14 protein-coding genes and 2 tRNA genes are annotated in these 13,276 nt (G+C 68.9%); 8 read left to right on the forward strand and 8 right to left on the reverse strand.

Annotated elements, in window-relative coordinates; genetic code table 11:
* Position 1: 1 nt before the first annotated feature.
* A complete protein-coding gene (dapB, locus tag ACFX59_RS02775; protein WP_387429435.1) occupies positions 2-730 on the reverse strand; it encodes a 4-hydroxy-tetrahydrodipicolinate reductase in 729 nt (242 codons plus the stop codon).
* A gap of 245 nt (positions 731-975) precedes the next feature.
* Here dapB and ACFX59_RS02780 point away from each other — a divergent pair, with 245 nt between their 5' ends.
* Together ACFX59_RS02780 and ACFX59_RS02785 are read left to right on the forward strand one after the other, a co-directional pair.
* Positions 976-1,440 (forward strand): hypothetical protein, encoded by a 465-nt coding sequence (locus tag ACFX59_RS02780; RefSeq protein WP_387429437.1) that lies wholly within the window; start codon positions 976-978, stop codon positions 1,438-1,440.
* Between the two features lie 144 nt (positions 1,441-1,584).
* Positions 1,585-2,286, forward strand: coding sequence for an NAD-dependent deacylase (locus ACFX59_RS02785; protein WP_387429440.1), 702 nt, complete (start codon positions 1,585-1,587; stop codon positions 2,284-2,286).
* Here ACFX59_RS02785 and ACFX59_RS02790 read toward each other — a convergent pair.
* From ACFX59_RS02790 to ACFX59_RS02805, 4 genes are all read right to left on the reverse strand, one after another.
* Positions 2,276-3,085: a 3'(2'),5'-bisphosphate nucleotidase CysQ gene (locus tag ACFX59_RS02790; protein WP_309701025.1), complete on the reverse strand. Its 810-nt coding sequence runs from the start codon at positions 3,083-3,085 to the stop codon at positions 2,276-2,278. The two genes, ACFX59_RS02785 and ACFX59_RS02790, sit on opposite strands and share 11 nt — an antisense overlap.
* The gene (locus tag ACFX59_RS02795) at positions 3,072-4,418 is read right to left on the reverse strand and encodes a TldD/PmbA family protein (RefSeq protein WP_387429443.1); all 1,347 of its coding nucleotides are present in this window, start codon (positions 4,416-4,418) and stop codon (positions 3,072-3,074) included. The genes ACFX59_RS02790 and ACFX59_RS02795 overlap by 14 nt, the downstream gene beginning before the upstream one ends.
* Positions 4,419-4,476: 58 nt before the next feature.
* On the reverse strand, positions 4,477-6,207 hold the full coding sequence (locus ACFX59_RS02800) for a methyl-accepting chemotaxis protein (RefSeq protein WP_387429445.1): 1,731 nt from the start codon (positions 6,205-6,207) through the stop codon (positions 4,477-4,479).
* A 149-nt stretch (positions 6,208-6,356) separates the two neighbouring features.
* Positions 6,357-6,986, reverse strand: coding sequence for a DNA-3-methyladenine glycosylase (locus tag ACFX59_RS02805; protein WP_307100661.1), 630 nt, complete (start codon positions 6,984-6,986; stop codon positions 6,357-6,359).
* 69 nt (positions 6,987-7,055) lie between these two features.
* Between ACFX59_RS02805 and ACFX59_RS02810 the strand changes: the two genes are divergently transcribed.
* A complete protein-coding gene (locus ACFX59_RS02810) occupies positions 7,056-7,373 on the forward strand; it encodes a 2Fe-2S iron-sulfur cluster-binding protein (protein ID WP_267434059.1) in 318 nt (105 codons plus the stop codon).
* Positions 7,374-7,735: 362 nt separating this feature from the next.
* Here the strand turns inward: ACFX59_RS02810 and rlmB are convergent, their stop codons facing one another.
* Positions 7,736-8,479 (reverse strand): 23S rRNA (guanosine(2251)-2'-O)-methyltransferase RlmB, encoded by a 744-nt coding sequence (gene rlmB, locus ACFX59_RS02815; RefSeq protein WP_307100665.1) that lies wholly within the window; start codon positions 8,477-8,479, stop codon positions 7,736-7,738.
* Positions 8,479-10,089: a M20/M25/M40 family metallo-hydrolase gene (locus ACFX59_RS02820; protein WP_387429449.1), complete on the reverse strand. Its 1,611-nt coding sequence runs from the start codon at positions 10,087-10,089 to the stop codon at positions 8,479-8,481. The genes rlmB and ACFX59_RS02820 overlap by 1 nt, the downstream gene beginning before the upstream one ends.
* Positions 10,090-10,256: 167 nt before the next feature.
* On the opposite strand from ACFX59_RS02820, the gene ACFX59_RS02825 reads away from it, so the two are divergent.
* The 5 genes from ACFX59_RS02825 to ACFX59_RS02845 all read left to right on the forward strand — a co-directional run bounded on the left by ACFX59_RS02825 (position 10,257) and on the right by ACFX59_RS02845 (position 11,837).
* Positions 10,257-10,342 (forward strand) — tRNA-Tyr (locus ACFX59_RS02825).
* A gap of 42 nt (positions 10,343-10,384) precedes the next feature.
* A tRNA-Gly gene (locus ACFX59_RS02830) sits at positions 10,385-10,458 on the forward strand.
* Between the two features lie 125 nt (positions 10,459-10,583).
* Positions 10,584-10,892 carry a polyhydroxyalkanoic acid system family protein gene (locus ACFX59_RS02835; RefSeq protein ID WP_387429452.1) on the forward strand — a complete coding sequence of 103 codons (309 nt, stop codon included), beginning with the start codon at positions 10,584-10,586 and terminating at the stop codon, positions 10,890-10,892.
* Between the two features lie 103 nt (positions 10,893-10,995).
* Positions 10,996-11,448 carry a DUF2721 domain-containing protein gene (locus tag ACFX59_RS02840; protein ID WP_307100671.1) on the forward strand — a complete coding sequence of 151 codons (453 nt, stop codon included), beginning with the start codon at positions 10,996-10,998 and terminating at the stop codon, positions 11,446-11,448.
* Positions 11,445-11,837, forward strand: coding sequence for a DUF4345 domain-containing protein (locus ACFX59_RS02845; protein ID WP_387429455.1), 393 nt, complete (start codon positions 11,445-11,447; stop codon positions 11,835-11,837). The genes ACFX59_RS02840 and ACFX59_RS02845 overlap by 4 nt, the downstream gene beginning before the upstream one ends.
* A 66-nt stretch (positions 11,838-11,903) precedes the next feature.
* On the opposite strand, the gene ACFX59_RS02850 is transcribed toward ACFX59_RS02845, so the two are convergent.
* On the reverse strand, positions 11,904-13,235 hold the full coding sequence (locus ACFX59_RS02850; protein WP_354295887.1) for an amidohydrolase: 1,332 nt from the start codon (positions 13,233-13,235) through the stop codon (positions 11,904-11,906).
* Between the last annotated feature and the right edge of the window lie 41 nt (positions 13,236-13,276).

A 13,276-nucleotide genomic window follows, 5' to 3' on the forward strand; every position in this document is an offset into this window, starting at 1 on the left:
GTTACAGGCCCAGCACGTCGCCCATGCGATAGCGGCCCGGCGCCTGCCCCGCGAGCCACAGCGCCGCGCGCACCGCGCCGCGCGCGAAGATGCTGCGGTCCTGCGCGAAATGGCCCAGCGTCACCCGCTCGCCCTCGCCCGCGAAGATCACCTCGTGATCGCCGATCACCGAGCCCCCGCGCAGGGCCGCCAGCCCGATCGTCCCCTCGGTCCGCGCGCCGACCAGCCCGGCACGGCCATCGACGCGCAGCTCGGACAGCGGATGCCCCCGCCCCGCCGCCGCCGCTTCGCCCAGAAGGAGCGCGGTGCCCGATGGCGCATCGACCTTGTGCCGGTGGTGCATCTCGGTGATCTCGATATCCCAGTCGCTGCCCAGCCGCGCCGCCGCCTCGCGCACCAGATTGGCGAGCAGCGTGATGCCGAGCGAGGTGTTGCCGGTCTGGAGCACCGCGATGTCCGCCGCCGCCGCGTCGATCGCGACATGCTGCGCGGGCGACAGGCCGGTGGTACCAATCACGATCGGGGTGCGCGCCGCGCGGGCGGCCGCCAGATGCGCGTCGAGCGCGCCCGCAATCGAGAAGTCGACCAGCACATCGGCCGCCTTGGCCAGCGCGTCTGGGTCGTCGCGCGAGTCGCACCCGCCCGCGAGCGTGGCGCCCTCGCCCTCGATCAGGTCGGCGATGGCGCGGCCCATGCGCCCGGCGCTGCCATAGATGCCGATGGCGGTCATGCGGGGGCCTTTAGCGACAGGAGAGTGCGGGTGGTCATGCGGATTTCCTTGGCACAGGTCCGGGCGAGTGGAAACCGGCGGTTAGCGATCGCAGAACCGATCAACGATCATTTGTGCGGCGGGTCGCGCAAAATTTTATTGCCAATCCGTCCGCCGAGCCGATGCTATGATCTGTGATGCAGAGCCGGTACTGCTCGGAATAGCGACGGGGACGAACAATCTTGCACCGCGCGATAAGGATGCTGATGATCGCAGTGCTGCCCCTGCCGCTCATCGCCTGTGGGAAACGCGAGATGCCCCCAACCGCAGAACAACTCCACGCCGAGCAGCAGCGATCCACCTATGGTCCCACGAGTGATTGGCGGCTCTCCGACGCGACGTGGTCGCGTTCCACTCAAAAAATGCGCGATCGGGCCTATCTGTTCTGTTGGCAAAAGCGACGTGGTGATCCACAATGTCCGCCGTCACAGGATTTCGCACTCATCCTGGCCAATCATGCCGAAAGCAATGCGCGCGCCGCTGTCCGCGGCGAGAGACCTGGCATGCCCTTTTTCGATGCGATCCGTCAGCGTCCCGATGCCTACATCGCAGCCCGACAACACTGCATGATAGTCTATCAGGATGGAGGAGCGGCCGATGCCCGGAGTCTGGGACCATGCCTTACCAACGCCGTGGGCGGCGATTATTTCGGCATCGTGCCTGTACCATGAAAAGGCTCTCCGGGCATTTCGACGCTCCTGCCGCCAAAGGCTTCGCGATGAGTGGCATCCTGTTGATCGCCGCACTGAAAACGACCTCTTGTACCGTTAAGGCTGGATCGTTTCACCCAGGCAATGGCAAGGACTCTCTTTCAGATGACCGTGATCCCGAACATCGTCATCCTGACCGGCGCAGGCATCTCTGCGGAGTCCGGCATCGCCACCTTTCGCGGCCCCGGCGGATTGTGGGAAGGGCACCGGGTCGAGGATGTGTGCACGCCCGAGGCGCTCGCCGCCGATCCGAACCTCGTCCACCTTTTCTATGATCGGCGGCGGGCGGCGCTGGCCGATGTCGTGCCCAATGCGGCGCATGCAGCGCTGGCGCGGCTGGATCGGGCGTGGTCGGGCGAGTTGCTGATCGTCACGCAGAATGTCGATGACCTGCACGAGCGCGCGGGCGCGGTGCGGCTGCTCCACATGCACGGCGCGTTGAAGCAGGCTCTATGCGCGGGCTGCGGGGAGCGGTTCGACTGGCAGGGCGATCTCCCACCCGGCACCGCCTGTCCCGCCTGCGCCACGCGTGCGCTTCGCCCCGACATCGTGTTCTTCGGCGAGATCCCCTATCACATGGACCGGATCGAGGCGGCGCTGGCCGAGGCCGATCTGTTCGTGTCGATCGGCACCTCGGGCGCGGTCTATCCCGCCGCCGGGTTCGTGCGGATGGCGCGGGAATATGGCGGGGCGACGCTGGAGCTGAACCTCGATCGTTCGGAGGGAAGCGGCTGGTTCGACGAAAGCCGCCTCGGGCCGGCGGGGCAGCTGGTGCCCGAATGGGTCGAACAGATGCTCAGCCGGTGACGGGTACGATGACCTCGCGGGCGCGGGGGCCGAGCCGTTCGACCGCCGGAGCCTGAAGCCCCCGCGCCGTCACCAGGACGCCAAAGGCGCGCGGATCGGGCTTGTTGAAGAGCAGCGGCTGGCCCAGCGCATCGGCGACCCCGGCCCCCGCCTCGGACGCGATCAGCGCGGCGGCGGCGATGTCCCATTCATTGCCCCAGCGCAGCGTGGCGACCAGATCGGCTTCGTCGGCGGCGACCATCGCGATGCGCAGCGCGATCGAATTGGGCTTGAAGACGGCGACCAGGTCGCGATCGGCCTTGGGCAGCGCATCGACCGGCACCCGCGCACCGGGCATCTGGCGGCAATAGCCCGCACTCAGCGCGCGCCCGTTGCGCGTCGCGCCCTGCCCCGCCTGCGCCAGCCACAGCTCGCCGCGCGCGGGGGCGGCCAGCACGCCGATTACCGGCCGCCCGTCCTCGACCAGCGCGACCGACACCGCCCAGCCCTCGCGCCCCCGGATATAATCGCGCGTGCCGTCGATCGGATCGACCACCCAGACCCGGCGCGCGGCCAACCGGTCGGGCTTGTCCGCCGTCTCCTCGGACAGCCAGCCCGCATCGGGGACCAGCGCGGTCAGCCGGGCATGGAGCATCCGGTCGACGTCCAGATCGACCTCGCAAACCGGGCTGCCGGGGGTCTTTTCCCATTGGCGGAAATCGGTGCGCCAGCGGGCGAGCGCCATCGCCGCCGCCTCGCGCGCCGCCGCCACGACCGCCGGGATCAGGTCCCGGGCGGGGATCGGGTCAGCCGCCGGCAACCGTCATTCCATCGATGCGCAGCGTGGGCACATTGACGCCGTAGCGGAACTCCAGATCATGGGCCGGGGTCATGGCGAGGAACATATCCTTCAGATTGCCTGCCACGGTGAACTCCGCAACCGGCTCCGCGATCCGCCCGCCGACGATGCGAAAGCCCGCCGCGCCCCGGCTATAGTCGCCGGTCACCGGATTGACCCCGCTGCCGATCAGCTCGGTCACATAGACGCCGTCGGCGATGTCGCCGATCAGCGTGTCGACCGGCACCCGGCCCGCCGCCATATAGAGGTTGCTGGTCGAGACGCCCGGCGCGCCCGCCGTGCCGCGCGCGGCATGGCCGGTCGGCTCCAGCCCCAGCTGCCGCGCCGAGGCGGAATCGAGCAGCCAGGTCTCCAGCACCCCGTCCTCGACGATCGCGGTCGGCGACACCGCCAGCCCCTCGCCATCGAAGGGGCGCGAGCGCAGGCCGTGCGGGCGGTGCGGATCGTCCTCGATACGGATGCCCTCGGCCATCACCCGCTCGCCCAGCCGGTCGAGCAGGAAGCTGGTCCGCCGCGTGATCGCCGCCCCCGCGATCGCCGAGACGAGATGCCCGACCAGCGACGATCCGACGCGCGGATCGAACACCACCGGCATCGCACCGCTCGCCAGCTTGCCGGGGTTCAACCGCGCCACGGTCCGCTCGCCCGCGCGCGTGCCGATCGCCTCGGGGCTTTCGAGCAGGCGACGCAGGCGCGCGCCGTGATGCGCATAATCGCGCTGCATGCCCGCGCCCTCGCCCGCCACGACGCTGACCGACAGGCCATAGCCGGTGGCGGCATAGCCCGCCGCGAATCCATGGCTGGTGGCCAGCGCGGTGACGATGCGCGAGGCGGAGGCGCCGCCGCCTTCGGAATTGGTCACGCCCGGCACCGCGCGCGCGGCCTCCTCGGCGGCGAGCGCGGCGGCGCGCAGCGCCTCGGGCGCGACCTCGCCGCCATCGTCCAGGTCGAGCATCGGTGGCGCGCCGTGCAGCAGCCGCTCCTCGGGCGCCAGGCCCGCCCAGCGATCCTCCGGCGCCTCGCGCGCCATCGCGACCGCGCGTTCGACCGCGCGGTCCATCGCATCGCCCGACAGGTCCGAGGTCGAGACGCTGGCCGAGCGCCGCCCGACGAACACGCGCAGCCCCAGCTCCTCGCTCTCCGACCGGCCGACATCCTCCAGCGTGCCCAGCCGTACCGACACCTCCAGCGCGGCATCGGCGGCGAAGATGGCGTCGGCGGCATCGGCTCCGGCGGCACGGGCGCGGGCGACGATATCGGCGGCCCGGTCGCGGGCCTGTTCGGGGGTCAACATGCCACAGGACTTAAGGGCGCATGCGCGGCGATGCCAGTCCCCACGAACCCGCGCCCCGTCAGCCGGCCCGCGCCAGCGCCAGTACCGGGCGCGACGCGGCGGCGGGCGCCCGGACCGCCGATCCGTCCCCGCGCGTCAGCCGGAACTGCGCCACCTCGCGCGCCAGCCCCTCGGCCTCCGCCGCCAGATGGCGCGCGGCGGCATGGGCCTGTTCGACCATGGCGGCATTTTGCTGGGTCGATCCGTCCATGTCGGCGACCGCGAGATTCACCTGTTGCAGCCCGGTCGCCTGGCGCTGCGCCGAGGTCGCGATCTCGGCGACTAGCCCGGCAATCTCCTCAATCCGTACCGAAATCGCCTCCAGCGCGCGCCCCGCCTCGCTGACCAGCCCGACACCCGTGCCGATCTGCGACGACGAGGTCTGGATACGCTCCTTCACATCCTTAGCGGCGTCGGCCGAACGCTGGGCGAGCGCGCGCACCTCGCTGGCGACGACGGCAAAGCCCTTGCCCGCATCGCCCGCGCGCGCCGCCTCCACCCCGGCGTTCAGCGCCAGCAGGTTCGTCTGGAACGCGATGCCGTCGATGACCGTGATGATCTCGGAAATCTCGCCCGACGAGCGTTCGATCGCCCCCATGGCATCGACCGCGCGGCGGACGACCTTGCCCGATTCCCGGGTGTCGCGGTGCGCGGCGGTGACCGCCGCGTTGACGCGCGTCGCACCCCCGGCCGTCTCGCGGACCCCGGTGGTGATCTCGTCCATCGCCGCCGCCGTCTCCTCCAGGCTGGCCGCCTGCTGCTCGGTACGCTGCGACAGGTCGTCGGACGCCGAGCGGACCTCCGTCGCCCCCGTCCTGACATGACCCGCCGCCGCCGCGACGCGCGACAGCGTCTGGGTCAGCCGCTCCATCGTCGCGTCGAAGGACAAGGCCAGCCCGCGATATTCCACCGGCAGCGTGTTCCCGATCCGGTGCGTCATATTGCCTTCGCCCAGCTGGTCGAGCGCGCAGGCCAGTTCGCGCACCACAATTTCCTGCTTGTCGGCGTTGGTCCGTTGCGCCTGCGCGGCGACGCGGAAGACCTCGACCGCCGAGACCATGGTGCCGATCTCGTCAGTGCGCTCGCCCCCGTCGAGCGCCAGCGCCAGATCGCCGCCCGCCATCCGGCGCATCGCATCGGCGGTCGCCCCGACCGGCCCCAGCACGCGGCGCATGAGATAGACCAGCCCACCCGCCAGCAGCGCGGCGATGACCAGGCTCAGCGCCACCAGGATCGCGATCGTGCTGTGCAGCGACGTCAGGCTGGCATCGGTCACGCGCCCCTGTGCCCGGGTAACGGACGCGACCAGCGTGTCGATGTCGCGGCGATGCGCGGCATAGGCCTGGGTCAGCCGGGCATAGCTCGCCTTGGCCGCGGCGCGGTCACCGCGCTGGATGGCGGGGATCGTCACATCGTCCAGCTCGGTCCAGAAGCGGTCGGCGTGACGCGCCGCCTGGTCGACGAGCAGCGGCTTCAGCCCGTCGCCGATCGCCGAGCGCTGCCAGCGCGCGATGCTCGCCCGGAAATCCTTCTCCAGCATGGCCAGCGCGGCCCGGCGCCGGGGCAACGTTTCCGGATGCTGGACGAGCAGCGTCGCCTCCAGATAGGGTTCAATGATATAGGCGGGTGGCGGCAGGATATCCGCCTGGAGATCGCTGATCTCCTGATTGGCGTCGGCCAGGGGGCCACCGATCCGGATGCGGTCAATCTCGAACCCGGTCACGACCCCGCCCACGACCAGTATGGCCATTATGGACAGGCCGCCCGTTCGGCACTTTTCTTTGATATTCAAGAGATTGGCTCCTCATCCTTTCTCCTGATACCAATCAAAACTTAAGATATGTTGTTTCGGCGGTTCAACGACTGCTCATTCCGGGCAACTCCGTCGGCCCGCCTTTCTCAGACCGGGGCCGCATCCGCGCCCGCGCCGTAATGATGCCAGGTGAAGATCGCCAAGGCGCTGCGATGGGGGCGAAACGCCTCCGCCAGAGCACGCACCTGCTTTTCCGAGGGCCGCGTGTCGTGGCCCAGGATCCGCCCCATCTCGATCTGCACCGCCAGATCCCCGGCGGGCCAGATATCTGTCCGCCCCTCGGCAAACAGCAGATAGACCTCCGCCGACCAGCGGCCGATGCCCTTCACCGCGACCAGTTGCGCGATCGCCTCTTCGTCATCCTCGGGCAGATTGGCCAGATCGAGGCGGCCGCTCGTCACCTCTTCGGCCAGGCTGCGCAGATAGCCCGCCTTCTGGCGCGAGATGCCCGCACCCCGCAGTGCTTCGTCGGTGACGCCGTGCATCCGAGTCGGATCGGTCGCATCGCCCAGCAATTCGTGCAGCCGCCGCCAATGCGCATCCGCCGAGGCGACCGAGACCTGCTGGCCCAATATGGTGCGGACCAGCGTGGCGTATCCGCGCGCGCGGATACGCGGCTCGGGATAGCCGATGCGCGCCACGGCCGCGGCGATGGCGGGCTCGGCGGCGGCCAGCGCGTCGAGACTTTCGCGAATCTGTTCGGCGCTCAGCCCCATGATGCTTGATCCGCGCGTTCAGGCCCGGCAGAGGCGCTTTCGACATCAGGGCCGACAAGGAGAATGGACATGCCCAAGCTTATCGTCGTGACCCGCGACGGGGAAGAACGCGAAATCGACGGCGAGGCCGGTCTGTCGGTGATGGAAGTCATCCGCGATGCAGGCGTCGACGAATTGCTGGCGCTGTGCGGCGGGTGCTGCTCGTGCGCGACCTGCCATGTCCATGTCGATCCCGAATTCGCCGGCACGCTGCCCGCGATCGGGCCGGACGAGGACGATCTGCTCGATTCGACCAGCGAGCGCGACGCGACCTCGCGGCTGTCGTGCCAGTTGCCCTTCGGCGCGGCGCAGGACGGGATGCGGGTGCGGATCGCGGCGGAGGACTGACGGCGCATCGCGCGTGAACGTCGAGGGCGGGGTTTCGGCCCCGCCTTTTTTTGTTTCGCGCGGAGACGCGGAGGCGCGGAGATGATGGGTTTGGCCGCGAGGCCATTCCATCCCCTCAGCCGTCGCAAAGTCTGCCGGTCGTGATGGCGGGCTTCGATCACCCGGAGCCGGACATCTCCGCGTCTCCGCGTGAAACCCGTGGCCTTCGACTTCGCTCAGGCTGAACGGAGTTTGGGGATCATAGCCACCCATACCAACATCCGTTCAGCCTGAGCGCAGTCGAAGGCCACGCTCCGCCGTCGACAACGATCCGCTCCGCGCGCAAAAAAAGGCGGCAGGACCAGCCCCGCCGCCCCGAAATATCACCGCGCCGCCACCGCGTAGAGGGCGATCGCCGCCGCGTTGGAGACGTTCAGGCTCTCCACCTTCGGGCTGATCGGCAGCTTGGCGAGTTCGTCGCAATGCGCCTCGGTATTCTGGCGCATCCCCTCGCCCTCGGCGCCCAGCACGATGCAGATGCGCTGCGTGCCCATCGCCTCGGCCAGCGTCTGGTTCGCATGGCCGGTCAGGCCGATCCGCCAGAAGCCCGCCTCCGCGATCTCCTCCAGCGCGCGGGCGAGGTTGACGACGCGAATCCACGGCACCGTCTCCAGCGCCCCGCTGGCCGAACGCGCGACCGTGCCCGATTCGGGCGGCGCATGCCGGTCCTGGGTCACGATCCCCAGCGCGTCGAACGCGGCGGCCGAGCGCAGGATCGCGCCGACATTGTGCGGATCGGTCACCTGGTCGAGCACGACCAGCGGCCGCCGGTCGTCCTGCCCCTCGTGCAGCAGATCGCCCAGCCACATGTCCTCCAGCGGATCGACCTCCGCCACCAGGCCCTGGTGCGGCGCGTCGGCGGGGACCAGGCGGCCCAGATCGGCCACATCGGCATAGGTGATCGGCACCACCGGCGGCAGGTCGAGCGCGGCCAGCGCCTCGCGCGTGCCCCAGATCTTGCGCACGGTGCGGTTGGGGTTGGCGAGCGCCGCCGTCACCGCATGCCGCCCCCAGAAGCGCGGGCGGTTGGAAGAAGCCTGGCTGGGGCGATGTCCTCGGCGTGCCATCAGTCGTCGGTATCCGTATATGCAAAGGGGTTGGTCGATGCCGGTTGGGTCGGCACCGGCGGACGCGGCAACGCCTTGTCCGCATTCGCCGCCGCGAGCAAGACCCCCGCGAGCACGACCGAGGCCTGGCGCATGTCCTCGCCCTTCAAATGATCGAAGGTATCGGCCGAGCTGTGATGGATGCGGCTGCCATAGTCCAGCGGGTCCTGGATGAACTGGAACCCCTGTACGCCGACCGCCTGCATGAAGACATGGTCGGTGCCCCCCGTCGTCCGCTGGACGACATTGCCCGCCCCCATCGAGGCATAGGGTGACAGCCATTCCTTCAGCATCGGCACCGCCGCCGGGTTGTTCTCGGCATAGAGCCCGCGCAGCTTGCCCGAGCCGTTGTCGATGTTGAAGTACGCCGCCAGATCACCGTAACCCGGCTTGGGCGTGATCGGCCAGCGATTCGTCCAGCCATAATAGCGCTTCAGGCCCGTCTGCGGCGCATCGCCCGGCCGCCCGCGCGTCGCCAGATGCTGCTCGACATAGGCCATCGAGCCGAGAATCCCCTGCTCCTCGCCCGACCAGAGCGCGAAGCGGATGGTGCGCCGGGGCCGCTGTCCCGTGGCGGCCAGGATGCGCGCGGCCTCCATCACCATCGCGCTGCCCGCCGCATTGTCCGCCGCGCCGTCGCCCGCGACCCAGCTATCGAGGTGCGCGCCCGCCATCACATAGCCCGCCTTGGGATCGGTGCCGGGAATTTCGGCGATGATGTTATAGGCGTTCTCGTCGCTGTCGTCGTACCGCACGTCGCTCAGCACCTCGATGGTGGGCGCGGGACCGACCTTGGCGAGCCGCGCGAGGCGGCGATAATCCTCGGCGGCCAGCTCGATCCCCGGCACCGCGGGCGTCTCACCGCGTCCGAACAGATAGCCCTCGCCGTGGAGCAGCTTGCCGTCGCGATAGCTCTGCGTGACATAGGCGACCGCGCCCTCGGCCTTCAGAAAGGCGTCGAGCTTCTGCGCGAAGTCCAGCCGCTTCATCCGGCGATCGGCGCTTTCGGGATCATGCTCGGGCTGGACGTAGAGGTCGAGCTTGGCGATGTCCTCGCCCGACAGGCGGCGGAAGGGCGCGGTGCCGGGTTCGTCGCCGGTGCCGGGCAGCGACACCATCACGATCTTGCCGCGCAACTGGCCCCGGAACTTGTCGAAGTCGCGCTCACGCTTCATCGGCGCGACGATCACCGGGGCGGTGACCGCGCCGTTGGTGGCGGGCGTCCAGGCGATGGGGATCGCGGTCAGCTGCAACGGGCGGGGCGAGACCATCCGCACGCTCGCCCGCTCGATCGACCAGCCGCGCCCGAAGGCGAAACCTTCCTTATGAACGTTCTTCAATCCCCATTTGGCGAATTGCCCGGCGGTCCAGGCTTCGGCGGTGCGCATCGCGGGGCTGTTGGTCATGCGCGGGCCGATCACGTCGGTCAGATGCTGGGCGGTCTGCATCGCCTGGCTGTGATTCATGCCCTCGTCGATGATCCGGTTGGCGGCGGCACGATCCTGGGCGGAGGCGGCGGTGACGGGCAACAGGGCGGCCGCCGCGACGGCGGCGAGCAGGGAAACGCGCATCGAAATGAAAACCCCCAGGTAACTGATATGGGACAGAGGCTATGTCCCGGTCCCGGGCGATGCAAGCGAGTGATCGCACATTCCGGCCAAAAAACCCGCAAAACGGCGTTGACAGCCGTGCTTTGCTTCGGCATTTGGCGCGCCTCGCTCCGATGGAGTGACACCCCGGAAGGGTGGCCGAGTGGTTAAAGGCAGCAGACTGTAAATCTGCCCGCGTGAGCGTACACTGGTTCGAATCCAGTCCCTTCCACCATCCCCGCCGATCGGCTAGGGTCGATAGCGGCGCCGGATCCGAGCGGGTATAGCACAATGGTAGTGCAGCAGCCTTCCAAGCTGAATACACGGGTTCGATTCCCGTTACCCGCTCCATTTTCCCTGATCGTGCACCTGATCGTGCATCAGCCTAACATTCTGAATAATTTGCCGCTCGCTGCTTGACGTTGACGTAAAGGGCCGCCACTCCGCCCGTTCACCGGGACGAGAGGATTTGCGCCATGGCATCGGTCAATTTCGACATCCCCCACGAGCTGGGCCATGCCGAGGCGCGCCGCCGGATCGAGCGGGGCCTGCCCAAGCTGGAATCCAAGATTCCCGGCGGCGGACAGGTTTCCTCGGAATGGGTCGCCGACGACCGGCTAATGCTGACCATCATCGCGATGGGACAGACGGTGAAGGCCGATATGGCGGTCGCCGACCGTGCGATCACCGGCACCGTCACCATCCCGATGATGCTGTCGATGATGGCGGGCCCGATCGGCGAGTTCGTGAAGACCAGCGCCGAAAAGATGCTGGCCAAGGGCTGATCGCCCGAAAGGTTCCTCCGCGAATTCGGTGACGGGCAGCCCCGTGGCGGGGCAGCACTTCCCCCTTGCCCGACCGCGCACGACACGCCACCATTTCGCGGACATGCCTACCCTTCCCGCCGTCGCCACCATCGCCCAGACCATCCAGCTGTCGCTGGCCCCCGTCTTCCTGCTCGCCGCCATCGGGCAGTTGCTGAACGTCCTGGCGGGGCGGCTGGCGCGGGTGATCGACCGGGCGCGCGGGCTGGAGATGATGATCCATAAGATCGATCACGGCCCCGACCTGCTGCGCCACAAATGGGAGTTGCGGCTGCTCGACCGGCGCATGTCGATCATCAACGCCGCGCTGTTCCTGGCGGTGTCGAGCGCGGTCATGGCCTGCATCGTGATCGCGGTGCTGTTCATCGCCAATCTCGGCAAATTCCATATCGGCACCTGGATCGCGCTGGCCTTCATCCTGTCGGTCAGCCTGCTGACGCTGTGCCTGATCGCCTTCATGGTCGAGGTGCGGATTTCGCTTCGCGCGATCCATGTCCGCAAGGAGATACTGGATTGATCGCCGAGCGTCGCGCGCTGCAGGCGGTGGTTGCGATCGCCTGTCTGGTGCCGCTGTCGATCGGGGGGATCAGCGTCGTCAGGGGGCCCGGCTGGCTGGGCCATGCGCCGTCGATCCCGGCCGATCTCGACAGCCAGTTCCGCTATGTCTCGGGCATCTTCCTGGGCCTGGGGCTCGCCTTCGTCACCTGCGTGCCCGCGATCGAGCGCAAGGGCGCGCGCTTCCGCCTGCTGGGCGCGCTGGTGATCGCGGGCGGCATGGCGCGGGCACTGTCCTGGGCGATGGTCGGCGCGCCCTCGACCGGCCATCGCTTGGGGCTGGCGATGGAACTGGGCGTCGTCTCGCTGCTGATGCTGTGGCAGGTCCGCGTCGCACGCCGCCATCGCTGATCGCGCCGCAGCGTCGCGATACGGGCCGGCGGCCGCGCGACGACCGCCCCGTTCCACGCCGACGGGTCAGAGCGACGCCATCGCCCCCGGCTTCAACAGATCGAGGATCGCCGCCGTCGTCGCCACCGCGCCGGTCACGATCGAGGGCTCGGGCGCGATCCTGAACTGGGGCGAGTGGTGCGACGCGATCGCGGGCCCGCCCGCCTTCGCCGCCGCCAGCGCCGCAGCGGGCGTGCCGCCGACCGACAGATAATAGCCGCGCACCCCGCTGTCCGGCTGGACCAGATAGGCGAAGTCCTCCGCCCCCATCCCCTTCTGCTCGAACGGCGTGACATGATCCGCCCCGAAGGTCGCCGCCATCACCGCGTTCAGCCTTTTGGCCAGCGCGGCGTCGTTGATCGTGGTCGGCGTCCCCTCGGTCACGGTCACGACCGGCATCTTGTCCTCGGGCATGCCGTTCATCTCGCCCACCCCGCGCGCGACCCGCTTGATGCCCGCCAGCAGCCGCGCCCGCTCCGCCTCGTCATTGGCACGCACCGTCACCTGGAGCTTGGCCTGGTCCGAGATGATGTTGTGCTTCAACCCGGCATGGAAGGAGCCGACCGTGATGACGCCGGGCTTGAGCGGCTGCTGCTCGCGGCTGATCAGCCCCTGGAGCGCCACGACCAGTTGCGAGGCCATATAGACCGGGTCCTTGCCCATATGCGGGCTCGCCCCATGCGCGCCGATGCCGGGCACGGTGATGTCGACCGAATCGGACGAGCTGTATTGGATGCCCTCCGACGCCGACACCGTGCCCGCCGCGCGCTCGGCATCGACATGGAAGGCGACCGCATAATCGGGTTTGGGGAAGCGGCTATAGAGGCCGTCCGCCACCATCGCCTTGGCCCCGCCGACGCGTTCCTCGGCGGGCTGGACGATGAAGACCACCGTGCCCCGCCAACGATCCTTGAGCGCCGCCAGCCGCCGCGCGGTCGCGACCATCGCGGTGATGTGCGTGTCATGGCCGCAGGCGTGCATCACCGGCGCCTCCACCCCGTCCACGCCCACCTGTCGCACGGTCGAGGCATTGGCGAGCCCGGATTTCTCCTCGACCGGCAAGCCGTCCATATCGGCGCGCAGCAGCACGACCGGCCCCGCGCCGTTCTTCAGGACGCCGACCACGCCGGTCCCGCCGACCTTCTCGGTCACGACCATGCCCGGCACCGCGCGCAGCTCGGCGGCCATGCGCGCGCCGGTCTTCACCTCGCGAAAGGACAGTTCGGGGTTGCGGTGGAACCAGTCCCAGAGCTTGCCCAGGTCGCGGTCGTAATCCGCCTTCACCGCGGCGGCATAATCGGGCTCGGCAAAGGCCGGTGCGGCGGTCAGCAGAAGCGCGGCGGCGATGACGTGGCGCATGGATTCCCCTTTTTCGCGATTTTGCCGGATGCTAACCCAGA

The organism is Sphingomonas sp. NCPPB 2930 (genome assembly GCF_042867205.1).
GTDB lineage: Bacteria > Pseudomonadota > Alphaproteobacteria > Sphingomonadales > Sphingomonadaceae > Sphingomonas.

Bases quoted from the DNA above. Each gene is read 5' to 3' on its own strand.
- dapB (WP_387429435.1), bottom strand. From the start codon at position 730: ATGACCGCCATCGGCATCTATGGCAGCGCCGGGCGCATGGGCCGCGCC.
- ACFX59_RS02780 (WP_387429437.1), top strand. From the start codon at position 976: ATGATCGCAGTGCTGCCCCTGCCGCTCATCGCCTGTGGGAAACGCGAG.
- ACFX59_RS02785 (WP_387429440.1), top strand. From the start codon at position 1,585: ATGACCGTGATCCCGAACATCGTCATCCTGACCGGCGCAGGCATCTCT.
- ACFX59_RS02795 (WP_387429443.1), bottom strand. From the start codon at position 4,418: ATGTTGACCCCCGAACAGGCCCGCGACCGGGCCGCCGATATCGTCGCC.
- ACFX59_RS02800 (WP_387429445.1), bottom strand. From the start codon at position 6,207: ATGGCCATACTGGTCGTGGGCGGGGTCGTGACCGGGTTCGAGATTGAC.
- ACFX59_RS02805 (WP_307100661.1), bottom strand. From the start codon at position 6,986: ATGGGGCTGAGCGCCGAACAGATTCGCGAAAGTCTCGACGCGCTGGCC.
- ACFX59_RS02810 (WP_267434059.1), top strand. From the start codon at position 7,056: ATGCCCAAGCTTATCGTCGTGACCCGCGACGGGGAAGAACGCGAAATC.
- rlmB (WP_307100665.1), bottom strand. From the start codon at position 8,479: ATGGCACGCCGAGGACATCGCCCCAGCCAGGCTTCTTCCAACCGCCCG.
- ACFX59_RS02820 (WP_387429449.1), bottom strand. From the start codon at position 10,089: ATGCGCGTTTCCCTGCTCGCCGCCGTCGCGGCGGCCGCCCTGTTGCCC.
- ACFX59_RS02835 (WP_387429452.1), top strand. From the start codon at position 10,584: ATGGCATCGGTCAATTTCGACATCCCCCACGAGCTGGGCCATGCCGAG.
- ACFX59_RS02840 (WP_307100671.1), top strand. From the start codon at position 10,996: ATGCCTACCCTTCCCGCCGTCGCCACCATCGCCCAGACCATCCAGCTG.
- ACFX59_RS02850 (WP_354295887.1), bottom strand. From the start codon at position 13,235: ATGCGCCACGTCATCGCCGCCGCGCTTCTGCTGACCGCCGCACCGGCC.